This window comes from Mesorhizobium sp. U510 (assembly GCF_059180695.1).
The window spans coordinates 208,883-228,655 of record NZ_CP180532.1; the positions used below are offsets into that span (position 1 = coordinate 208,883).

General features: G+C 63.5%; 18 protein-coding genes. 8 read left to right on the plus strand and 10 right to left on the minus strand.

From position 1 onward, the window contains the following. Nucleotides 1–191 precede the first annotated feature (191 nt). The 3 genes from ACLGL5_RS02805 to ACLGL5_RS02815 all read left to right on the plus strand — a co-directional run bounded on the left by ACLGL5_RS02805 (nt 192) and on the right by ACLGL5_RS02815 (nt 3,068). Nucleotides 192–1,109, plus strand: a complete 918-nt coding sequence (locus ACLGL5_RS02805) for an ABC transporter permease (RefSeq protein ID WP_032931941.1) — start codon at nt 192–194, stop codon at nt 1,107–1,109. Then, the gene (locus ACLGL5_RS02810; RefSeq protein WP_038650069.1) at nt 1,106–1,927 is read left to right on the plus strand and encodes an ABC transporter permease; all 822 of its coding nucleotides are present in this window, start codon (nt 1,106–1,108) and stop codon (nt 1,925–1,927) included. The genes ACLGL5_RS02805 and ACLGL5_RS02810 overlap by 4 nt, the downstream gene beginning before the upstream one ends. A gap of 67 nt (nt 1,928–1,994) precedes the next feature. Continuing rightward, the gene (locus ACLGL5_RS02815) at nt 1,995–3,068 is read left to right on the plus strand and encodes an ABC transporter ATP-binding protein (protein ID WP_019861565.1); all 1,074 of its coding nucleotides are present in this window, start codon (nt 1,995–1,997) and stop codon (nt 3,066–3,068) included. On the opposite strand, the gene ACLGL5_RS02820 is transcribed toward ACLGL5_RS02815, so the two are convergent. The 5 genes from ACLGL5_RS02820 to ACLGL5_RS02840 form a co-directional block, all read right to left on the minus strand. Further along, nucleotides 3,032–4,342, minus strand: a complete 1,311-nt coding sequence (locus ACLGL5_RS02820) for a flavin monoamine oxidase family protein (RefSeq protein WP_064981069.1) — start codon at nt 4,340–4,342, stop codon at nt 3,032–3,034. The genes ACLGL5_RS02815 and ACLGL5_RS02820 overlap by 37 nt on opposite strands. After that, nucleotides 4,339–5,415 carry an extracellular solute-binding protein gene (locus ACLGL5_RS02825; protein WP_069090297.1) on the minus strand — a complete coding sequence of 359 codons (1,077 nt, stop codon included), beginning with the start codon at nt 5,413–5,415 and terminating at the stop codon, nt 4,339–4,341. Before ACLGL5_RS02825 ends, ACLGL5_RS02820 begins: the two co-directional genes overlap by 4 nt. A 309-nt stretch (nt 5,416–5,724) precedes the next feature. Continuing rightward, on the minus strand, nt 5,725–6,807 hold the full coding sequence (locus ACLGL5_RS02830) for an ABC transporter substrate-binding protein (RefSeq protein WP_494372866.1): 1,083 nt from the start codon (nt 6,805–6,807) through the stop codon (nt 5,725–5,727). Between the two features lie 48 nt (nt 6,808–6,855). Beyond that, nucleotides 6,856–7,542 carry a transcriptional regulator BetI gene (betI, locus tag ACLGL5_RS02835; protein ID WP_069090298.1) on the minus strand — a complete coding sequence of 229 codons (687 nt, stop codon included), beginning with the start codon at nt 7,540–7,542 and terminating at the stop codon, nt 6,856–6,858. A gap of 6 nt (nt 7,543–7,548) precedes the next feature. Beyond that, nucleotides 7,549–8,343 carry a methyltransferase domain-containing protein gene (locus ACLGL5_RS02840; protein ID WP_069090299.1) on the minus strand — a complete coding sequence of 265 codons (795 nt, stop codon included), beginning with the start codon at nt 8,341–8,343 and terminating at the stop codon, nt 7,549–7,551. Between the two features lie 254 nt (nt 8,344–8,597). On the opposite strand from ACLGL5_RS02840, the gene ACLGL5_RS02845 reads away from it, so the two are divergent. Genes ACLGL5_RS02845 through ACLGL5_RS02860 form a run of 4 tightly spaced genes read left to right on the plus strand, consistent with a single transcriptional unit; the run spans nt 8,598 to nt 13,280 of the window. Continuing rightward, complete coding sequence (locus ACLGL5_RS02845; RefSeq protein ID WP_064981074.1) at nt 8,598–10,217, plus strand: phytoene desaturase family protein; 1,620 nt, start codon at nt 8,598–8,600, stop codon at nt 10,215–10,217. Then, nucleotides 10,204–11,769: a phytoene desaturase family protein gene (locus ACLGL5_RS02850; RefSeq protein WP_069090300.1), complete on the plus strand. Its 1,566-nt coding sequence runs from the start codon at nt 10,204–10,206 to the stop codon at nt 11,767–11,769. The genes ACLGL5_RS02845 and ACLGL5_RS02850 overlap by 14 nt, the downstream gene beginning before the upstream one ends. 3 nt (nt 11,770–11,772) lie before the next feature. Then, nucleotides 11,773–13,032, plus strand: coding sequence for an aminomethyl transferase family protein (locus tag ACLGL5_RS02855; protein ID WP_069090301.1), 1,260 nt, complete (start codon nt 11,773–11,775; stop codon nt 13,030–13,032). A 2-nt stretch (nt 13,033–13,034) separates the two neighbouring features. Beyond that, on the plus strand, nt 13,035–13,280 hold the full coding sequence (locus tag ACLGL5_RS02860; protein WP_019861576.1) for a hypothetical protein: 246 nt from the start codon (nt 13,035–13,037) through the stop codon (nt 13,278–13,280). 10 nt (nt 13,281–13,290) lie between these two features. Here the strand turns inward: ACLGL5_RS02860 and ACLGL5_RS02865 are convergent, their stop codons facing one another. The 4 genes from ACLGL5_RS02865 to ACLGL5_RS02880 all read right to left on the minus strand — a co-directional run bounded on the left by ACLGL5_RS02865 (nt 13,291) and on the right by ACLGL5_RS02880 (nt 16,477). Next, nucleotides 13,291–14,349 carry a dipeptidase gene (locus ACLGL5_RS02865; protein ID WP_019861577.1) on the minus strand — a complete coding sequence of 353 codons (1,059 nt, stop codon included), beginning with the start codon at nt 14,347–14,349 and terminating at the stop codon, nt 13,291–13,293. Between the two features lie 269 nt (nt 14,350–14,618). After that, nucleotides 14,619–14,918: a GNAT family N-acetyltransferase gene (locus ACLGL5_RS02870; RefSeq protein WP_019861578.1), complete on the minus strand. Its 300-nt coding sequence runs from the start codon at nt 14,916–14,918 to the stop codon at nt 14,619–14,621. A 2-nt stretch (nt 14,919–14,920) separates the two neighbouring features. Further along, on the minus strand, nt 14,921–15,541 hold the full coding sequence (locus ACLGL5_RS02875; protein ID WP_038650081.1) for an alpha/beta hydrolase: 621 nt from the start codon (nt 15,539–15,541) through the stop codon (nt 14,921–14,923). A gap of 3 nt (nt 15,542–15,544) precedes the next feature. Then, the gene (locus ACLGL5_RS02880) at nt 15,545–16,477 is read right to left on the minus strand and encodes a VOC family protein (protein WP_038653450.1); all 933 of its coding nucleotides are present in this window, start codon (nt 16,475–16,477) and stop codon (nt 15,545–15,547) included. A gap of 226 nt (nt 16,478–16,703) precedes the next feature. Between ACLGL5_RS02880 and ACLGL5_RS02885 the strand changes: the two genes are divergently transcribed. Beyond that, nucleotides 16,704–18,272: an alkaline phosphatase family protein gene (locus ACLGL5_RS02885; protein ID WP_069093200.1), complete on the plus strand. Its 1,569-nt coding sequence runs from the start codon at nt 16,704–16,706 to the stop codon at nt 18,270–18,272. 63 nt (nt 18,273–18,335) lie between these two features. Here the strand turns inward: ACLGL5_RS02885 and ACLGL5_RS02890 are convergent, their stop codons facing one another. Then, the gene (locus tag ACLGL5_RS02890; RefSeq protein ID WP_069090302.1) at nt 18,336–19,658 is read right to left on the minus strand and encodes a PRC-barrel domain-containing protein; all 1,323 of its coding nucleotides are present in this window, start codon (nt 19,656–19,658) and stop codon (nt 18,336–18,338) included. Nucleotides 19,659–19,773 lie beyond the last annotated feature (115 nt).

The window sequence follows — 19,773 nt, forward strand, 5'->3', positions numbered from 1 at the left end:
AGCCGGCAAGCTAGGAACGCGACCAGCAAAAGTGGTCACCGGTTTTGTTTTCGATCGCGTTCCAAGGATAAGTGGGAACAAACAGCCGGCGTCAGCACAATGGGATGCCGCATGGCGGAACAGTCCAGGCCAGCAACCGAGATCACGCCCGGAGCCCTGCTCCCCGGAGTCTGGCCGCCCGGAGTCTGGCAATGACGGCGGCTGTGGAAGGGTCGCCCCCGTTGCGCATGACGCGGGCCAGACGAAATGCCCTTCTGCAATCCGAACCCGTCCAGGGCTTTGCCCTGATCAGCCCGACCTTTCTCTACGCCCTCATCCTGCTGGTCCTGCCGATCCTGGTGGTCATCGCCCACTCCTTCTGGACGCAGCACTACCTGACCATCGACCGCACCTTCACGCTGGAAAACTACCGCGTGGCGCTGACCGAGCCGATCTACCGCGATCTGTTGTGGCGCTCGCTCTACATCTCGCTGACGGTCAGCCTGTTCACCGTCATCCTCGCCTACCCGATCGCCTATTTCATTTCCTTCCATGGCGGCCGCCACAAGAGCCTGTGGCTGTTCCTCATCACCATTCCGTTCTGGACCAGCTATCTCTTGCGCGTGATGTCGTGGAAGGTCATCCTCGGCTACAATGGCGTCTTGAATTCCGGCCTGATGGGCCTCGGCATCATCGACGAGCCGTCGACGGCGCTACTCTACAATTCGAGCGCCGTCATCATCACCCTCACCCACGCCTGGGCGGCCTTCGCCATCCTGCCGATCTTCGTCTCGCTGGAAAAAGTCGACCGCACGCTGGTCGAGGCAGCCACCGATCTCGGCGATGGTCCCTTGCGTTCATTCCTGCGCGTGACCTTGCCGCTGTCGGCGCCGGGCGTCATCTCGGCGGCGCTGATCGTCATGATCCCGACCGTCGGCGACTATGTCACGCCGAAGCTGGTCGGCGGCAAGGACGGCGTCATGATCGCCAACGCCATCCAGGCGCAGTTCGGCAAGGCCGCCAACTGGCCGCTTGGGGCCGCCCTTTCCGTCACCACCATGCTGATCGTCACCCTGATGGCCGGCGCCACGGTGCTGATCATCCGCGCACTGCAGAGGCTGGCACGATGAGGGCGCGGGGCTTCCTGTCAGGCGGCTGGCTGTCCGTCTATGCGTTCCTCTATATCGTCTTCCTTTACCTGCCCGTCATCTTCCTGCCGATCTTCTCGATCAACACGGCGCCGACGCCGAAATTCCCGCTCACCGGCTTCACGCTGCAATGGTATGCGGACCTGCCGCACACACCGGCCCTGCTCGATGCCGCCTGGAACAGCCTGAAAGTCGGCGTCTGCGCCTCGGTTCTGGCCACCGTGCTCGGCATCCTCGCCGCCCGTTCGATCACCCGCTACCGCTATCCCGGGCGCCGCGCCATCAACGGCCTGATCATGGCGCCGCTGGTGCTGCCCGAGGTGATCGTCGCCATCTCGATGCTGCTGGTCATGCTGCAACTAGGCCTCAGCCTCTCCCTGTTCACCGTCGTGCTCGGCCATGTGCTGGTCTGCATTCCCTATTCGATGACGGTGCTGACCTCCGGATTCGAAGGTTTCGACCGCAGCCTGGAGGAAGCCTCCGCCGATCTCGGCGAAAGCGCCTTCGGCACCTTCCGCCGCGTGACGCTGCCGATGGTGGCGCCGGCCATCATCTCCAGCCTGCTCGTCTGCTTCACCATCTCGCTCGACGAGTTCATCATAGCCTTCTTCCTGACCGGCACCGAAGCGACGCTGCCGATCTACATCTGGGGCCAGTTGCGCTTCGCCTCGAAACTGCCCGGCGTGCTGGCGCTGGGCACGCTGCTTCTGGTTGCCTCCTTCCTGTTGATGACAATCGCCGAAATCCTGCGCCGCCGCGCGGCCAGACGCACCCGGAACGAGGGAGGCCTCTATGCCTGAACAGCCGCAGATCGAGCGCCCCCAATCCGATCGGGCCCAATCTCACCGAGCCCAATCTGACCGAGCCATGATCGAGATCCGCAACGTCACCCGCAGCTATGGATCGTTCAAGGCGCTGGACGACGCGTCCCTGACCATAAGGGAGGGCGAATTCTTCTCGTTGCTCGGCCCGTCCGGCTGCGGCAAGACCACGCTTTTGCGCATGATCGCCGGCTTCGACAACCCAACCAGCGGATCGATCGCGGTCGGCGGCCAGCCGATGGAAGGCATCCCTGCCAACCGCCGGCCGACCAACATGGTGTTCCAGAGCTACGCGATCTTCCCGCACCTCAATGTCGAGCAGAACGTCGCCTATGGGCTGAAGCGGCTGAAGCTGCAGGGCGGCGAGGAGAAACGCCGCGTCGAGGAGGCGCTGGCGCAGGTCTCTCTGACCGGGCTCGGCAAGCGGCTGGCGACAGAACTGTCCGGCGGCCAGCGCCAGCGTGTGGCGCTCGCCCGCGCGCTGGTCATGCGGCCCAAGGTGCTGCTGCTCGACGAACCGCTGTCGGCGCTCGACAAGAAATTGCGCGAGCAGATGCAGGTCGAGTTGCGCCGCCTGCAGCAGGCCGTCGGCATCACCTTCGTGCTGGTCACCCATGACCAGTATGAGGCGCTCGCAATGTCCGACCGCATCGCGGTGATGTTCGGCGGTAGGATCGCGCAGGTCGCCTCGCCCAAGGAAATCTACCAGCGCCCGGTCAACCGCCAGGTCGCCGACTTCCTCGGCGGCATGAACTTCGTCAAGGCCGAGATCGTCGAGGAGAACGGCGCTTCGCTGATCGTCGACACTCTGGGATTCGGCCGAGTGAAAACCGACAAGCCGAAGGCCTTCGTGCGCAATGGCGGCGCGGCCACGCTGGGAATCCGCCCCGAGCGTCTGCGCGTGCTGTGGGACAATGCGACGGCTAAATTCGAGGTTGCCGGCAAGGTGGTCGAACGCCACTATTTCGGCGAAATCACCCATCTGATCGTCGAGATACCGGGGCTGGAAAAGCCGCTGTCGGTGACCGAGACCAACGATTTCGGCGCCGACGACATTCCCGTCGGCACCCCGATCCGCCTTGCCTACGATCCCGAGGCGCTGGTGGCGATGGGGGATTGAAGCTGCGCCAAGATCTTGCGCGCCGCGATACGCCCGGCGACGATCGCGCCCTCGACATAGCCGGGGAATGACGGCGACAGTTCCGAAGCGGCGAAATGCACCGGCGGCGCACCCGAAAGAATCGTTCGCTCGGCATCCCTCGCCGTCACGTCGACGATGAGGTCGCTATAGGCGCCGCCGCTCCAGCGATCCCCTATCCAGTCGCGTGAGCTGAAATCGACGGCATCGCCGGCATCCGGCCCGAGGGCCTTCTGCAATCGGGTGACCACTTCCACCCGCAGCGCCGCCTCGTCCAGCGCACGCCAGGCGAGCGCCAGCGGCCCGCCGACGAAGACGACGAGCGCGGCATGCTCCGCGTCCCTGCTGGCGTCGCAGGCAAACAGCCCCGGCAGATCGCGCCACATCACCATGCCGCTCAAACCCTGCTCGCGCCAGAATGGCTTGGGATAGCGCACCAGGATCTTGATCACCGCGCCGCTCTCCCAGACGCCAAGCGCCTTCGCGAGTGTCGCCGGCAGGGCCGGCGCGAAAACGAGCTTCGCGGCCGTCGCCGGCGGCAGGGCGACCAGCACCTGACGCGCTTGGATCACGCCATTGCCCGTGACGACACGAACGCCTTGCGACCCGTGCTCGACACGCGTGACCGGTTCGCCAAGCCGCACCCGGTCGCCGAGGTCGCCAGCCAGATCCTCGGCCAGCGATTGCATGGTCTCGCGCAGGGAATACTGCAGCTCGGGCACCTCGTTGGTGATGCGCCGGTCATTGTCGATCAGGTGCCAGAGCGGCACCTTGTCCATTGGCAGGCACCACAGGCCTTCGATCATCGAGCGGAAAGCCGTCTTGGCATCGATGGGATCATGCTGTTGTTCCAGCCAACCCGCGACACTCATGCCGGCAATCGACGGGTCGTCCGGCTCGATGCCGTTCATGCGCTCTCGGATCGCCATCGCGCCGTAATAGGTCTGCTTGGCGTCCTTGGGCTGCATCGACGGATGTGTGGTGAAGTCGCCCTCGACATAGGTTTCGACGAATGTCTTGTCGCGCGCCTTCGCCAGCGCCATCACTTCCGGCATGTCCTCGCACAGGAATTGGCCGCCGCTGTCGATGCGCTCGCCAAGTCCATTCCGAACGGCCTCCACCCGTCCGCCGACACGATCGCGCGCCTCGATCAGCACGAAATCGATGCCAGCCTGCTTCAGCTCAAGCGCCGCCGACAGGCCGGTGAAGCCGGCACCGACGATGACGACGTCAGTTCTTTCCAATTCGTCTGTCAATAGCCGGCCTTGATCTTCTCGAATTCGTCGACCATGCGCTTCTTCAGTTCGGGCGCGATCGGCTGCTGGAACAGGGTCTTGTCGAGGAACTTGTCGATATCGTCGAAACCGCGCTCGGCCAGCACCTTGTGGTCGATCGCAGCCATGCCGGCGCTGTTGCCATGGCCGTAGCCGAATGTCGTGACCATGTATTTCGAAATGTCGGGCGCATTGACCGCGTTCAGGAAATCATAGGCCTGGTCAAGCTTGCCCGGCGCGTCCTTCATCAGCACGTAGCCGCACACCCAGGAGGACATGCCTTCCTTGGTGTCACGGTTCATGGCGATGGGAACACCTTGCCCGCTCATCGCGATCAGTGTCTGGCCCCAACCCCAGGCAAGGTCGACCTCATTGCCGGAAAAAGCCTGGTCGATATCGCTCGAGTCGGTCCAGTAGAGACGCACGTTCTTGTGCACCTGGCGCAGGAAATCGGACGCCTCCTTGAACTGCGCGTCGGTCATCTTGGTCCAGTCTTTCAGGCCGATGACCAGGCTCGCCAGCGCGTAGGCATCGTCGACATTGTCGCCGATGGTGACGCGACCCTTGAATTTCGGATCGGCCAGGATCCGCAGCGACTGCGCCTCATCGGCCGTTACATTGTCGGTGCGGTAGAGCAGTGCCGTGTTGCCCCAGTCGAACGGCATGAACCAGGCCTTGCCGTCGGGCGTGGTGGCGAGGTTCTTCATCGCCATGATGCCGGGATTGAGGTCTTTCCAGCCCGTGATCTTTGACGTGTCGAGCGGCTGCAGCAGGCCCGCGTCGCGCCACTTCGCCACGCTTTGCGAACAAGGATGCGCGATATCGGTCTTGAAGCCCGCCCGCATCTTCTCGAAGGCTTCGTCCTCGTCGCCGAAGAAGGCGAAGGTCGGCTCGGCGCCGTGTTTGGCGGTATAGGCGGGATGCAGCAGCGCGTCCTCGTAACCGGACCAGTCGAACACCACGAGATCGCCGCCGCCTTCCGCCCAGGCATAGGCCGCGCCGGCGCCGATCGCGCAGGCGGCGGCAAGCGCCAGGCGGCGTAGCATTGGCGTCATGGCGAAATTCCCCCGTTGAAGATTTCGCGCGAGGTTAAGAGAATTCGTGAGATTTGGCGAGCCTGCCAACGTCAGCGCCGCCCCTCATTGTCCTGCCGGGCATCTCTCCCCGTACAGTGACGGGGAGAAAGGGGCTGACGGCAGCCTCGGTGCTATTCCTGCAACGCTGGAGATTGGCGAAACCATCGATGAGAGCGCCCCTCTCCCAGTCACTATGCGGGGAGCGGATGCCGGCAGGCAGGTGAGGGGCGGCGCAAACGTCTCAAATGATGGGAAACTCGAGGTCTGCGCAGCACCTTTAACCACCGCTCAATACCCGGCTTTGATCTTCTCGAATTCGGCGATCATCTTCAGCTTGAGATCGGATGGCAGCGGCGACTGGAACAGTGTCTTGTCGACGAATTTCTGCACGTCGTCATAGCCTTTTTCCTTGAGGATCACCTGATCGACGCCGGCCATGCCCTTGGCGTTGGCCTGGCCATAGCCCCAGTCCTTGACCAGCACCTTGGCGGTCTCCGGATCGTTGATGGCGTTCAGATAGTCATAGGCCTTGTCAATGTTGCCGGGCGCGTCCTTGAACAGCACATAGCCGCAGACCCAGGTCGAGATGCCTTCATTCGTATCCTTTACCGACTTGATCGGCACGCCCGCCTTGACGGACTGCACCGTGGCATCGTTCCAGGCCCAGGCGAGGTCGACCTCGCCGCCGCTCAACAGCTGCACGATATCGGTGGTATCGGTCCAGTAGGAGCGGACGTTCTTGTGCACCTGGCGCAGGAAGTCGGAAGCCTGCTTGAACTGGTCGTCCGTCATCTTGGTCCAGTCCCTCAGGCCGATGGCGAGGCTCGCCAGCGCATAGGCGTCGTCGACATTGTCGCCGATCGACACCCGGCCCTTGAACTTCGGATCGGCAAACGCCTTCAGCGACTGGACCTCTTTGGCGTCGATCTTGGAGGCGTTGTAGGTGAGCTGCGTGTTGCCCCAGTCCCAAGGCATGAACCACGCCTTGCCGTCATCGGTGGTGGCGAGATTTTTCATCGCCATGATGCCGGGATTGAGGTCCTTCCAGCCCGTGATCTTCGACGTGTCGAGCGGCTGCAGGAGACCCGCCTCGCGCCACTTCGTCACACTCTGCGAGCAGGGGTGGCCGAGATCGGCCTTGAAACCCGAGCGCACCTTCTCGAACGCCTCGTCTTCGTCGCCGAAGAAGGCGAAGGTCGGCGAATTGCCGTTCTTCTCGACATATTTCGGATGGAAGCTCGCATCCTCGTAGCCCGACCAGTCGAACACGATCAGGTCCTTGTCGGCGGCAACGGCAAACGCTGCCGCCGAAGCCGCAAGCGCGCCGCCCAGCGCCAATGTCAATGTCAGGCGTCGGCTAAGGTTCTTCATGCTGTTCCATCCTCTTTTGGTCTTGCCGGTCTTGGTGGCCGGCTGTTGCTAACCGTAATGCTTCGGGAAGGCAGCGGCCAAGAAAGCGTTGGCGGCCTGCAAGGCAGTTTCGCGCGTTGTGTCCTCTGTGCCCATCATCAGCCGCAGCCACAGCCCTTCCAGCATGGCCGACAGCGCCAGCGCCATCACCTGCGGCTCATAGGCATATGAGCCGCTCTGCTTGAGCGTCGCGCACAGATCGATGAAGACCTGCTGGTAATAGGCATCGCGCGAACTGCTCAGCGCCTGATAGGTCGGACGCGACTTGGCCTCGCCCCAGAAGGCCAGCCAGGCAGCGAGCTTGCGCTTGTTGCAGATCGAGCGGTCGAAGTCGGCCCATACCAGCTGCTGCAGCTGCCGCGCCGGATCGTCGCCTGCCTTCTCAAGAGAGGCGCGCCAATGCGCCGAATACTCATCATACATGTGCTGCAGCGTCGCGATCAGCAGCTTTTCCTTGCTCTCGAAATGGAAGTTGACGATGCCACGCGACAGGCCCGCGCCATCGGCGACATCAGCCATCGTCGTCTCGGCATAGCCGCGCTTGGCCAGCGAATCGATCGTCGCCTCGATCAGCTGCAGCTGACGGACCTCCTTCGAAGCCTTGCGTCCGCGCTTCTCGGTCTCGGCTTTCCCCGCCGGTTCAAGGAGGGCATCCTTGGCATCTGCCGTTTTCATGGGTGTGATCGTCTCCAGCATCGCCGGCTATCCAATCGCATCCGGCTTCCAACCGCGCAGATGAGTGGGACGGTGCTCGCCACTGTCAAGCACCTTCTGCATGGCCTCCCAGGTTCGGATGTTCTTGTCGACATAGGCAGCGCCGACCACGGCGGCAACCGGCGCATAGAGCGGTCCTTTCAGCCTTTCCAGCTCGCCGCGCGCCACCTCGCGGTACCAGGGGTTACGGTCCGTGACGGTGACATCGGCAAAGCCGGCGCGCCGCATCGCTTGCGCATAGCGCGCCGGCGAGGCCATGGCGAAGGACAGCCCTTCCGCCGCGATATAGGCCTTCATCTGGGGTGAAGGTTCGCCGTCATGCCCGATCATCCAGTTGGAGGCGGCAAAGACGCCGCCCGGTTTCAGCACGCGGAAGAACTCGGCGAACAGGCCGTCCTTGTCAGGCACATGCAGCAGTGCGTCCTTGGAAAAGACGACATCGAAGGAGCGATCGGCGAAAGGCAGCGCTCCGGGTGGCGCCTGGACGAAGCTGGCGCGGTCCGAGAGCCCGTGCGCGGCGGCTCGCCGCCTGGCCGCCTCGATCACCGGCTGTTCAACATCGAAGCCGGTGGCGTGGGCGGCGCCATGGCGCTCGACCAGATGCAGCGTGATGCCACCGGAGCCGCAGCCAATGTCGAGCACCGTCTTGCCCTCGAACGAAAGCCCTTCGACAACCCGGTCGACCTCTTCAGGGCCGCCCGGCGACAGGTAGCCATCGCCCCACAGCGCCTCGAGGAAGCGGATGGTGGTATCGTCATACTCGGCATCTGCCGTTGCGATCATCAGCCCTCGATCCCCAATCGATGAATGCCCGTTTCGAACACCGGCAAAGCCTAGCGCATGCCGGGGAAAACGCAATATCATTTGTTGAACATTCATTCAGAATGACTGGACAGAATGCCCGATACCGTGCCAAATTCCGCGCATTCGGGAACAGATCACGCAAAAATGAACAGCGGGTCGCACAGAGCAATTCCAGGAACAATGTGGGCGGTTTTCGCTTGGGAATTGCTTGGAAACAAAGAGACTGGGCCACAATGAAAGCTTGGGACGCGATCGTCATCGGCGGCGGACACAATGGCCTGGTCAATGCCTGCTACCTGCAGCGCGCGGGGCTCGACGTGCTGGTGGTGGAGAAGAACGACTGGGTCGGGGGTGCGGCCACCAGCCGCGAGCTGACGCCGGGCTTCCTCTATTCCAACTGCTCCTATGTCTGCTCGCTGTTTCGCCCCGAGATCATGCGCGACCTCGAACTGCCGCGCTTCGGCCTGCAGGTCATTTCCTATGAAGGCGGCGCGGTGTTCACCCGCGACGGAGACTATCTCGCCAACTACCGCGACCATGATGTGCATCGGCGCGAATTCGCCCGCTTCTCCAGGCGCGATGCCGAAGCCTATGACCGCTACGCCCGCGACGTGACGCGGCAGTGCCGCTTCATCCAGCCTCTTTTGATGCGCACCGCGCCCGACCCGACCAGCCTCAAGCCGCGCGACCTTGGCGAGCTTCTTTATCTCGGCAAGAAATTCGCCGGCCTGTCGGCCGAAGAGATGGCGCTGACGCTGCGCTTCTGGACGATGTCGATCTCGGACTTCCTCGACGAGTATTTCGAGACCGATGTCATCAAGGCGAACTTCGCTCTGTCCGGCATCATCGGCACCGCGCTCGGGCCGATGTCGCCCGGCACGGCCTATGTGCTCTTGCACCACTATATGGGCGAGGTCGACGGGTCGGTCGGTGCCTGGGGCTATGCGCGCGGCGGCATGGGTGCCGTCACCAAGGCGCTCGCCGCGTCGTTCAAGGCCTCGGGCGGCACCATCCGCACCGGCGCCGAGGTCGACCATGTGCTGGTAAGCCGCGGCAAGGCCAAGGGCGTGGTGCTGGCCGGCGGTGAGGAAATCTACGGCAAGCTCGTCGTCTCCAATGCCGACGTGAAGCGCACCTTCCTGAAGCTCGTCGAGGAGAAGGAACTGCCCGATATTTTCCTGCGCCGGGTGAAGAACTTCAAGATCCGCGGCTCCTCCGGCAAGGTCAACATCGCGCTGGATTCCCTGCCGGAATTCCCCGCTTTGCCGAAGGATTCACCGGTCTATCGCGGCGACATGCATTTCACAGATTCGATGGAGCGCATGGAGCGCGCCTATGACGACTGGAAGGCCGGGCGCTGGTCGGCGGACCCCTTCCTCGACATGGTCATCCCGACGACGCTCGACCCGACCATGGCTCCATCAGGCAAGCACTTCATGAGCTGCTTCGTGCAATACGCGCCGCCCAAGGTGAACGGCCGCGACTGGACCGATGCCGATCGCGACGGTTTCGCCGAGAGCGTGATTGCGCAGATCGCCGAGTACTCGCCCGGCTTCCGCGACCGCATCGTCCATATGGAGGTGCGCACGCCGCGCGAAATCGAAGCGGAGGTCGGCTTGACCGAAGGCAATATTTTCCAGGGCGAACTGACCTTCGACCAGCTTCTGTTCAACCGCCCGGTGCCAGGCTACGCGCAGTACCGCTCGCCGGTCGGCGGCCTCTATATGTGCGGCTCCTCGACCCACCCGGGCGGCGGTGTCATGGGCGCGCCCGGCCGCAATTCAGCCGCCGAAATCCTGCGCGATCTCGCCAAATCCACCTCGCATATGAGCCCAGCCCATGACGTCATTTGATGCAATCGTCATTGGCGGCGGCCACAACGGCCTCGTCGCCGCAGCCACGCTGGCCAAAGCCGGCCGCAAGGTGCTGGTGCTGGAGGCTGGAAGCGAAGTCGGCGGCGCCGCGCGCACCGAGGAATTTGCCCCGGGCTTTCGCGTCTCGTCGGTCGCTCATCTGCTGAACCGGTTGCATCCCGATGTGGTGAAGACGCTGGACCTGGAGAGGCATGGGCTGCAATTCGCCCGCGCCGACTTCCTGCCGTCGGTGGCACTGTGGAAGGACGGCCCGGCGCTGATGCTGCATGGCGCCTATGGTGAGGTGCTGACGGGCACCAGTTCCTCCGAACAGTCGGCCTGGAAAGACTTGCGCGCGCAATTGCTGCGCTATGCCGGCATGCTGAAGCCCTTCCTGTCGCGCCGCCCGCCCGATCTCGCCGCCATGTCGTTGCTGGAGACCGCAGGGCTCGGCCAGACCGCCCTGGCGCTGAAAAAACTCGGCAAGGAAGACATGCGCGACTTCCTGCGCGTGCTCTTGATGAACGTCGCCGACCTGCTCGACGAGCAGCTCGAAGATGACAGGCTGAAAGGCCTGCTCGCCTTCGACGCGACGCTCGGCAGCCATCTCGGCCCGCGCTCGCCGACCTCGCTGCTCGGCCTCTACTATCGCCTGGCTGGCGAGGCCGGCGGAGCGGCGGGTGCGCAGGTCCTGCCGCAAGGCGGCATGGGCGCAGTCGTCGCCGCCATTCGCGCCGCGGCGGAGAAGGCCGGCGTCACCATCCGCACATCCGTTGCGGTGGCAAGAATCATCGTCGAGAAAGGCCGTGCCGTTGGCGTCGCGCTCGAGACGGGCGAGGAACTGCGCGCCAGGACTGTTGTCTCGGCGATCAATCCGGCGACCACTTTCCTCGACCTTGTCGGGCCTTGCGAGATCGACACCGGCTTCGTGCGCAAGATGAAAAACATCCGCATGAAGGGCGATGCCGCCAAACTTCACCTGGCGCTCGACCGGTCGCCGCAATTCACCGGCGCCGATGCCGCCGCTCACAAGGGCCGGCTGGTCATCGCGCCCTCGCCCGATCATGTTGAGCGCGCTTTCAACCCAAGCAAGTATGGCGAATTCTCGCCCGAACCGGTGATGGAAATCACGCTGCCCAGCCTCGCCGATCCATCGCTCGCTCCTGATGGCGCCTGTGTGCTCTCAGCGGTGGTGCAATACGCGCCCTATGCGTTGAAGGAGGGCTGGGCTGCGGGCAAGCCGAAATTCCTCGAGGCCATCATGGCGCAGCTCGAGGCTTACGCGCCTGGCATCGGCGAGAGCGTTGTTCACGCCGAGCTTTTGACACCGGCCGATATCGAGGCGCGCTACCGCATGCCCGGCGGCCATTGGCACCACGGCGAGCTGCAGGCCGACCAGATGCTGATCTCGCGGCCCGTCTCCGGCTGGTCGGGCTACGACACGCCGCTCGAAGGGCTGTTCCTGGCCGGCGCCGGCTCGCATCCCGGTGGCGGCGTCTCCGGCGCCCCAGGCCTCAACGCCGCGCGACGCATCATTGCGATGAAGGGATAGGTCATGGCCCAGGCAACCAGGAAGAGGCCCGTTGCAAAGACAGAAGATGCGGCTGTCTCGGCCCGCATCGATGCGCAATCTCATTTCCGCACGCTGCGCCTCGGCACACCGTTCCAGCCGCGCCTCGACGCACTGGCCAAAACCCAGGACTGGTACAATTGGGCCGGCTATCGCGCGCCGCATTCGCTGTGGGACGAGGAACTCGAATACTTTGCCATCCGCAGCCAGGCGGCTTTGTTCGACATCTCGCCGATGACCAAATACCGGATCGAAGGGCCGGATGCCGAAGCCTTCCTCGACCGTGTCACCTTGCGCGACGTCACCAGGCTCAGGCCCGGCCGTGTCCATTACACGGCATGGTGTGACGACGAGGGCTTTGTCCTCGACGACGGCACGCTGTTTCGCCTGTCGCCGGCGCGTTTCCGCTTGTGTTCGCAGGAGCGGCATCTGCCGTGGCTGCTCGACAGCGCCATTGGTTTCGACGTCACCGTCGACGAAGAAACCGAAGCTGTTGCCGGACTCGCTCTGCAAGGGCCGACCTCCTTCGCCGTGCTCCGCGACGCCGGTTTCGCCGGAGTCGAAAAACTCAAGGTTTTCGACCTCATGGATTTCCCGCACGACGATACAACCGTCACCATCTCGCGCACCGGCTTCACAGGCGATCTCGGCTACGAACTGTTCGTTTCGGCCGACAAAGCGCTGAGCCTTTGGGACCGGCTGATGACCGCGGGCGAGCTGCGCGGTATCAGGGCCATCGGCTACACCGCGCTCAACCGCGCGCGGCTCGAGGCCGGGCTGATCGTTGCCAATGCCGACTTCACCACCGCAGAGCACGCCATCCGCGCCGATCGCTTGCGCAGGCCCGACGAGATCGGTCTCGGTTTCATGATCGATCCGCAGAAAGACCATTTCAACGGCCGCCGCGCCATCTTCGAGGCGCGCGCCAAACGCAAGCTGCGCCATGTGCTGGTCGGGCTGGAGATCGAGGGCAACATCCCGGCCGAACACGCCATCGTCTATCACAAGAAGAGCCAGGAGGTTGGCCTGGTCAGCGCCGCCATGTGGTCGCCGATGGCCAAGCGCAACATCGCCATCGCCTCGCTGGCGCGGCCCTATGGTGATACTGTCGTCGAAGACCTCTGGGTCGAGATCTACGCCATGCGAGAGCTGCAATATCAGAAGCTGATGAAACGGGCCAAGGTGGTGGCGCGGCCCTTCATCAAGCTCGACCGCCGCACCGCCAATCCGCCGGCGGATTTCTGATTATGGCCGACGAAGCAGAGCTGGAGGCGGCCGAGCAGTGGGAGCTGGTCAACACGCCGCTCGGCGAAAAATGGTCCGGCCGCACACGCTATGCCGCCGCCATGTTCTTCTACAAGCGCGGCGAGATGAGCGCCGAGACGCTCGAGGTCTACCGCATCTGCGCGCGGCTCGATTCGGAGAACCCGCTGCCGATCATCAGCGACCGAGGCGTCGGCAAGGATTGGCTCAAAAGGATCGGCTTCGAGTAGCGCCTGCGCGCTACCCAATGGTTCTTTCGAGCATGCTCAGCCAGTTGCGGTAAGCAATCTTCTCGATCAGGGCACGGCCAAAACCACGCGCCGCCAAGGCATCGATCAGCTTCGGCAGGCCGGCGACGTCGCCGATGACGGCCGGGATCATCGCCCCGTCGAAATCGGAGCCGAGGCCGACGCCGTCCTCGCCCAGCGCCTGCAGCAGGGAATCGACATGACGCACCATGATGTCGAGGCTGGTGTCGGCATTCATGCGGCCGTCCTCGCGCAGGAAGCCGGTGGCGAAGTTCAGCCCGACCATGCCGCCGGACTCGCGTATGGCGCCGAGCTGCCAGTCGGTGAGATTGCGCGAATGGGTGCAGAGCGCATGCACGTTGGAGTGGGTGGCGACCAGCGGCGCGTCGCTGAGACCGGCGACATCGCGAAAACCCTGCTCGTTGAGATGCGAAAGATCGATCATGATCTTCAGTTCGTTGCAGGCCTTGACCAGCGCCTTGCCGGCGTCGGTCAGCCCCGGGCCGGTATCTGGCGAGGACGGAAAGCGGAACGGCACGCCGTGGCCAAAGGCATTCGGCCGGCTCCAGACGATGCCGAGCGAGCGCAGGCCGGCGGCGTGCAACACGTCGAGCATGGTCAGTTCCGGATCGATCGCCTCGACGCCCTCGATGTGGAACACCGCGGCGATCGTGCCTTTGGCCATGGCGTTGCGCACATCGCCAGCAGTGCGGCAGACGGCCAGCGCCCCGGCCCGTTCCAGCCGAAACAGGATCGAGGCCATCGCGATCGTCGAGTTGAGCGCATCGGCGCGCGGCACCTCCGGCGGCAGCGGCTCGCTGTCGCTCGGCGCCAGGGGTACGGCGCTGCGCCTGGCTTTTTCGACCGGCGGCGGAAAGATCGCGAACATGCCGCCGGCGAAGCCGCCAGCCTTAGCGCGCGGCAGGTCGATATGGCCGCCCGACTTGCCTTCAACGAACAGTTTTTCGACGTCCCTGTCCTTCGATTGATACAGCCTGAGCAGCGTATCGTTGTGGCCGTCGAAGACGGGGACGAGGTCGGTTTCGGTCATCGGGGGATCATTCAGTTCGTTTGTCGGCACGGCGAGACATCATATCTAGGCAAGATATCTGGTCGCGGCAAATGACAAAGCCAACCGGCAGCGGGGACTGCCATTTTATCCCCTCGCGGCCTATCGATGACGTGCCTGCGCTTCCTAGAGCAATTCCAGGAAAAGTGTGAGCGGTTTTCCCGGGAAAAGCGCGTAGCGCTTTCCCTAGGGAATTGCGTCAAAACAAAGAGTTAGAGTGGTTCGCCGTTTCCATGAAACGGTGAAACGCTCTAGTGCTTCAGCACGTCGGCCCATTCCGCGTGGCGGCGGAACTGGGCGTTGGCGAACGGGCAAAGCGGGATGATCTTCTTGCCCGCCGCGCGCGCATCCTCAACGGCGCGGGTGACGAGCCTAAGCCCGGCACCCTGGCCGCGAAACGCGTCCGGCACCTCGGTGTGGTCGATGATGATCTGGTGTTCACCGATCTTGGTGAAGGTCATCTCGGCCTCGGCGCCTCCAGGACCACGCAGCACATAGCGCCCCTTGGAGCCGTGGTCTTCCAGTTCGATTTCAGGCAGTTGGTCGGGCATGTCTAAACTCCTTGAGCGACACCGGCAAAGAGCCGCCGGGCCGCTTCGATTTCATTTGGCCGCACCTCGTGCCCGCCTTCGTGCCATTCCACTGTGACATCGGCACCGTCGGCACGCAAATAGGCCTCGAGCCGCGTCGTCAGGTTCGGCGGGCAGATCGGATCGCGCTTGCCGGCGGTCAGCAGCATGTGACGGCCGGCGAGGCTGCCCTGGACCTGCGGTTCGAACGGGATCAGCGGATGCATCAGCACCGTGGCGTCGAACAGCTCGGGCTCGGCGAACACCACGGACGCCAATATGTTGGCGCCGTTGGAATAGCCGAGGCCAAGCACTATCGAGGGCCTCGCAGCCTCGACATGCGCCTTGACGAAGGCGGCCATCTTGTCGGTTGCCCGCGCCAGGTCGTCCATGTCGTAGACGCCTTCGCCGGTGCGGCGAAAGAAGCGCGCCGCGCCATATTCGGACACATCGCCGCGCGGCGAGATGATGGTGGCCTGGGGCACGAGATCGCGCCCCGGCGACAGAAGCTGGCTCTCGTCACCGCCGGTGCCGTGAAAGACGAAAAGCATGGGGCCGCCCGGCGAACCGGGCAGCACCTTATGGATGTAAGCGTCCTTGCTCATGGCTCAGCCTTCCAGCTTCTGCAGATGCTGTTCGAGATAGGGCCGCAAATGCTGGTGCTGCGTCGGCAGCTTCAGCGCTTCGCCCAGATGTGCGGTGTCCTCATCCCTGTCGAAGCCCGGCTCGTTGGTGGCGACTTCGAACAGAACGCCGCCCGGCGTGCGGAAATAGATCGCCCAGAAATAATCTCGGTCGATCACCGGCGTCACCCCGTAGCCCGTATCCATCAACGCCTTGCGCACTTCGAGCTGCTTGGCGCGGTTCTCGACGGCGAAGGCGACGTGATGCACCGAGCCGGCGCCAAGGTCGGCGAAGGCCGCGGTCGGCAGCGATTCGATGTCGACGACATCGGCGCCGTTGCCGTTCTTCACGGCAAGCCGTCTGACATTGCCTGATTTGTCGACTTCCTCGTAGCCCATGAATTTCAACAGCTCCTCGGTGGCGCCGCCATCCTTCAGCCTGAGCGAAACCGAGTGGAAGCCGCGGATCGCCTCATCGGTCGCAATGCCGCCTTTGTTCCACGGCGCCCTGCTGTCGGCCTTGTCCTCGACAAGCGCGAAACCGTCGCCATCGGGGCCGGCAAATCTGAGCCGCTTCTCACCAAAACTCTCCTCGCGGGAAACACCGTTCACGCCTTGGTCGGCGAAGCGTTTTTCCCAATAGGCGAGCGTGCCTTCCGGGACGGAGTAGACCGTGGTGCCGACTTCGCCGACGCCGGGACGGCCCTTGCCGATGTTGGGAAACGGAAAATAGGTCATAACCGAACCTGGCGTGCCAACCTCGTCGCCATAATAAAGATGGTAGACGTCGGGCGCGTCGAAATTGACCGTCTTCTTGACGCGGCGCAGGCCGAGCTTGTGGGTGAAGAAATCATTGTTCTGCCGGGCATCCCTCGCCATCGAGGTGACGTGATGCAGGCCCTTGATCTGGTCGAGCATTGTCTTGCTCCTTCCCTTGTTGTTTGTGCGGCCCTCGCCGCTGTCCACGCCAATATGAGGACACCACCGCTTGCGGCAAAGGCGGCAAACACAGAATGGACTGTGCTGTAAAAGTGAACAGTCGAAAGAGCCTTGTTCACCAAACGGCTAACACGGGCGGTCTTGCGCCCTTCCCGGAAATCGGTTCCATGAATGGCATTCGACCATGCAGCGAAAGGTATCGCGAGTGACAGGAAAAGCCAGGCGCCCGAACGTTCTCCTGATCACTTGCGACCAATGGCGCGGTGATTGCCTGTCGGCCGCCGGCCATCCCGTGGTGAGGACGCCGAATGCCGACGCGCTGGCCGCCGAGGGCGTGCTGTTCAAGCAGCACTATGGCGGCGCGGCCCCTTGCTCGCCGGCGCGTGCCTGCCTTTACACCGGCCTCTACCAGATGAACAACCGCGTCTGCCGCAACGGCTCACCGCTGGACGCCCGTCATGGCAACATCGCGCAGCACGCGCGCAGCATCGGCTACGATCCGACGCTGTTCGGCTACACCGACGTGGCGCTCGACCCGCGCCTGCTGAGCTCAGGTGATCCAAGGCTGAGAAGCTATGAAGGCGTGCTGCCGGGATTCACGGTACGCCAGCTGCTGCCGGAGCATCAGAAGCAGTGGCTCTCCTGGCTGAAGCAGCAGGGTATTGATGCCAGTGCCGGATCTCCTGACATCCATCGTCCTGCAGGCGAGGAAGACGATGACACCGTGACCGAGGCGCCGCCAATCTATTCGAAGGACCATACGCCGACGGCCTTCCTTGCCGGTGAGTTCATCCGCTGGCTCGGCGAGCAGGAACAGACCACGCCCTGGTTCGCGCATCTGTCCTTCATCAGTCCGCACCCGCCCTTCATCGTGCCGGAGCCCTACAACACGCTATACGATCCGGCCGACGGCCCGGCCTTTCACCGGGCGGAAAGCTGGCGGGCCGAAGCGCAGGGCCATCCCTATCTCGCTTATGATCTCAGCCGGCGGTATCGCGCGAATTTCCGCCCCGGCGCCGCTGGCAAGGTGCACGACTGGAGCGAGGATGATTTCCGCCGTATCCGGGCGATCTATTACGGCATGATCTCGGAGGTCGATACTCAGCTTGGCCTGATATGGCAGGCGCTCAAGCTTTCAGGCGCGTGGGACGACACCATCATTGTGCTGACCTCGGACCACGCCGAGATGATGGGTGACCATTACGCGCTGGGCAAGGGCGGCTACTTCGACGGCAGCTACCACATCCCGCTGATCATTCGCGACCCGCGGCATCGCAAGGCGGCCGGCAGCACGGTCGATCGCTTCACCGAAGCGGTAGACATCTTGCCCACGCTTATAGACCTGCTTGGCGAGCCCCCCGAACAGCATCTCGACGGATGCTCGCTGAAACCATTCCTGAGCGGCGGAAGCCCCGCCACCTGGCGTGACGCCGCGCATTGGGAGTTCGATTTCCGCTCGATCGCGGACGGCGACGCCGAAGCGCATTTCGGCATTGCCTCGCGCCAGTGCAACCTGGCGGTCATCCGCACCAAAAAATTCAAATACGTGCATTTTGGCGGCGGCTTGCCACCCCTGCTTTTCAACGTCGAGGCAGACCCTGGCGAACTGACCAACCTCGCCACCAGCCCTGCGCATCTGTCCACCCGCCTGCAATTCGCCGAGCGGCTTCTCGCCTGGCGGGCCGAGCATCTCGACCAGTCGCTGGCGCTGGCGGAGCTGACGGAAAATGGCGTGGTGGGACATGTCAGCAAGGGATTAGGCAGTAGGGAATAGGGCTTGCCTACTGCCCTACTGCCCTACTGCCCTACTGCCCTACTGCCCTACTGCCCTACTGCCCTACTTCACAATCAGGCGCTGCTGGTCACGCTTCTCGGCATAGCTGCCCTTATCATAGGCAGGCTGCGCCTCGAGCTGTTCCTTGGTGAAGGTGGTGTAGAGATACTTCTTGCCGTTCTTGTCGGTCATGAACTTCAGATTATCCAGGCCGACCGCAACCTCCTTCTCACCGATGCCGAGGAAGCCGCCGACATTGACGATCACCGCATCCGTCTTCTTATCGGGCGTCAGCACAACATCGCCGATCTCGCCGACCTTGGCGTCATTGGCGCCATAGACCGTCGCGCCCTTCAGATCTTCACCTCTGATTTCGCCAATCGGCATCTCGGTCAGCGTCGACTTGTCGATGGCTGCGGTCTGTGTCTGGTCAGGTGCGCTGGCATCAGGGGCTGTAGCCGCCGGTGCTTCGGCCGTCTTGTCCGCAGTCGCGGCGGCAGGAGCCGTGGTCGCGGCTGGAGCTGTTGCCGCCGGCTCATTGGATGCCGTGGTTGCCGGCACCGGATCATAGGCCTTGCGGTTGAAATCCGGCTGCGCCTGCAGCTCTTCCTTGGTGGTCTGCGCCACCAGCCAGCGGTCGCCGTTCTTCTCCGCCCATTGGGCCTTGTTGAAATCATAGGTGACGTTCTTGGCGCCGAGGCCGAGGAAGCCGCCGACGCCGATCACCAGCGATTCGGCCTTGCCATCCTTGGACAGCACGATGTCGTTTACGCTGCCGATGTTCTGCGCGTCGTCGCCGGTGCCGTTGTAGACAGTCTCACCAATGATGTTGGTGGCGAGGTTGCCGTCGGCGCGCTTCATCGGCTCGGCCGGAGCGGCTGCAGGAGCCTGTGCGGTATCCGTCGTCGCAGGCGCTTTCGGTGCTGCGGCGTCGGTGGAAGTGGCAGGAGCCGGCGCAGGCCCGTAGGGCTTGCTGTCGAACTCCGGATGCGCCGTCAGTTCGTCCTTGCTTGTCTGGGCCACCAGCCAACGGTCGCCGTTCTTTTCGGCCCATTGCAGCTTGTCGTAGTCGAAGGCGACATTCTTCGCCCCGACACCCAGAAAGCCTCCGACGCCGATGACGACGGATTTGGCCATGCCGTCCTTGTCGAAGACGACATCAGTGACCTTGCCGATGTTCTCTGCATCATCGCCTGTACCGTTATAGACGGACTCGCCGATGATGTTGGTGACGATGCTGCCTTCAGCGCGCGGCACCGGAGCGGCCGCGGCCGGCTCCTGAACGGCAGGTGGGTTGGCTGGAGCAGGGGTCGTGCCGCTTTGCGCGAGCGCGCCCGTCGCGATCAACGTTGCGAGTGCGGTCGTGGCTAAAAGGGTGCGTATCATGGTAGTCTCTCCTGGTGCGTGATTTCATGCACGCCGCGCCCGATTGAACCGTCGCTGGGAAGATCGGGCGTGGCATCTCCACGGGTTCACAACGTCGTGACCATGCCGTTGTTCC

What these genes read in the sequence shown, in the direction of transcription:
- ACLGL5_RS02855 (WP_069090301.1), top strand. Translation starts at nt 11,773, where the DNA reads ATGGCCCAGGCAACCAGGAAGAGGCCCGTTGCAAAGACAGAAGATGCG.
- ACLGL5_RS02810 (WP_038650069.1), top strand. Translation starts at nt 1,106, where the DNA reads ATGAGGGCGCGGGGCTTCCTGTCAGGCGGCTGGCTGTCCGTCTATGCG.
- ACLGL5_RS02840 (WP_069090299.1), bottom strand. Translation starts at nt 8,343, where the DNA reads ATGATCGCAACGGCAGATGCCGAGTATGACGATACCACCATCCGCTTC.
- ACLGL5_RS02870 (WP_019861578.1), bottom strand. Translation starts at nt 14,918, where the DNA reads ATGCCCGACCAACTGCCTGAAATCGAACTGGAAGACCACGGCTCCAAG.
- ACLGL5_RS02805 (WP_032931941.1), top strand. Translation starts at nt 192, where the DNA reads ATGACGGCGGCTGTGGAAGGGTCGCCCCCGTTGCGCATGACGCGGGCC.
- ACLGL5_RS02830 (WP_494372866.1), bottom strand. Translation starts at nt 6,807, where the DNA reads ATGAAGAACCTTAGCCGACGCCTGACATTGACATTGGCGCTGGGCGGC.
- ACLGL5_RS02850 (WP_069090300.1), top strand. Translation starts at nt 10,204, where the DNA reads ATGACGTCATTTGATGCAATCGTCATTGGCGGCGGCCACAACGGCCTC.
- betI (WP_069090298.1), bottom strand. Translation starts at nt 7,542, where the DNA reads ATGCTGGAGACGATCACACCCATGAAAACGGCAGATGCCAAGGATGCC.
- ACLGL5_RS02860 (WP_019861576.1), top strand. Translation starts at nt 13,035, where the DNA reads ATGGCCGACGAAGCAGAGCTGGAGGCGGCCGAGCAGTGGGAGCTGGTC.
- ACLGL5_RS02875 (WP_038650081.1), bottom strand. Translation starts at nt 15,541, where the DNA reads ATGAGCAAGGACGCTTACATCCATAAGGTGCTGCCCGGTTCGCCGGGC.
- ACLGL5_RS02845 (WP_064981074.1), top strand. Translation starts at nt 8,598, where the DNA reads ATGAAAGCTTGGGACGCGATCGTCATCGGCGGCGGACACAATGGCCTG.
- ACLGL5_RS02865 (WP_019861577.1), bottom strand. Translation starts at nt 14,349, where the DNA reads ATGACCGAAACCGACCTCGTCCCCGTCTTCGACGGCCACAACGATACG.
- ACLGL5_RS02880 (WP_038653450.1), bottom strand. Translation starts at nt 16,477, where the DNA reads ATGCTCGACCAGATCAAGGGCCTGCATCACGTCACCTCGATGGCGAGG.
- ACLGL5_RS02815 (WP_019861565.1), top strand. Translation starts at nt 1,995, where the DNA reads ATGATCGAGATCCGCAACGTCACCCGCAGCTATGGATCGTTCAAGGCG.
- ACLGL5_RS02825 (WP_069090297.1), bottom strand. Translation starts at nt 5,415, where the DNA reads ATGACGCCAATGCTACGCCGCCTGGCGCTTGCCGCCGCCTGCGCGATC.
- ACLGL5_RS02890 (WP_069090302.1), bottom strand. Translation starts at nt 19,658, where the DNA reads ATGATACGCACCCTTTTAGCCACGACCGCACTCGCAACGTTGATCGCG.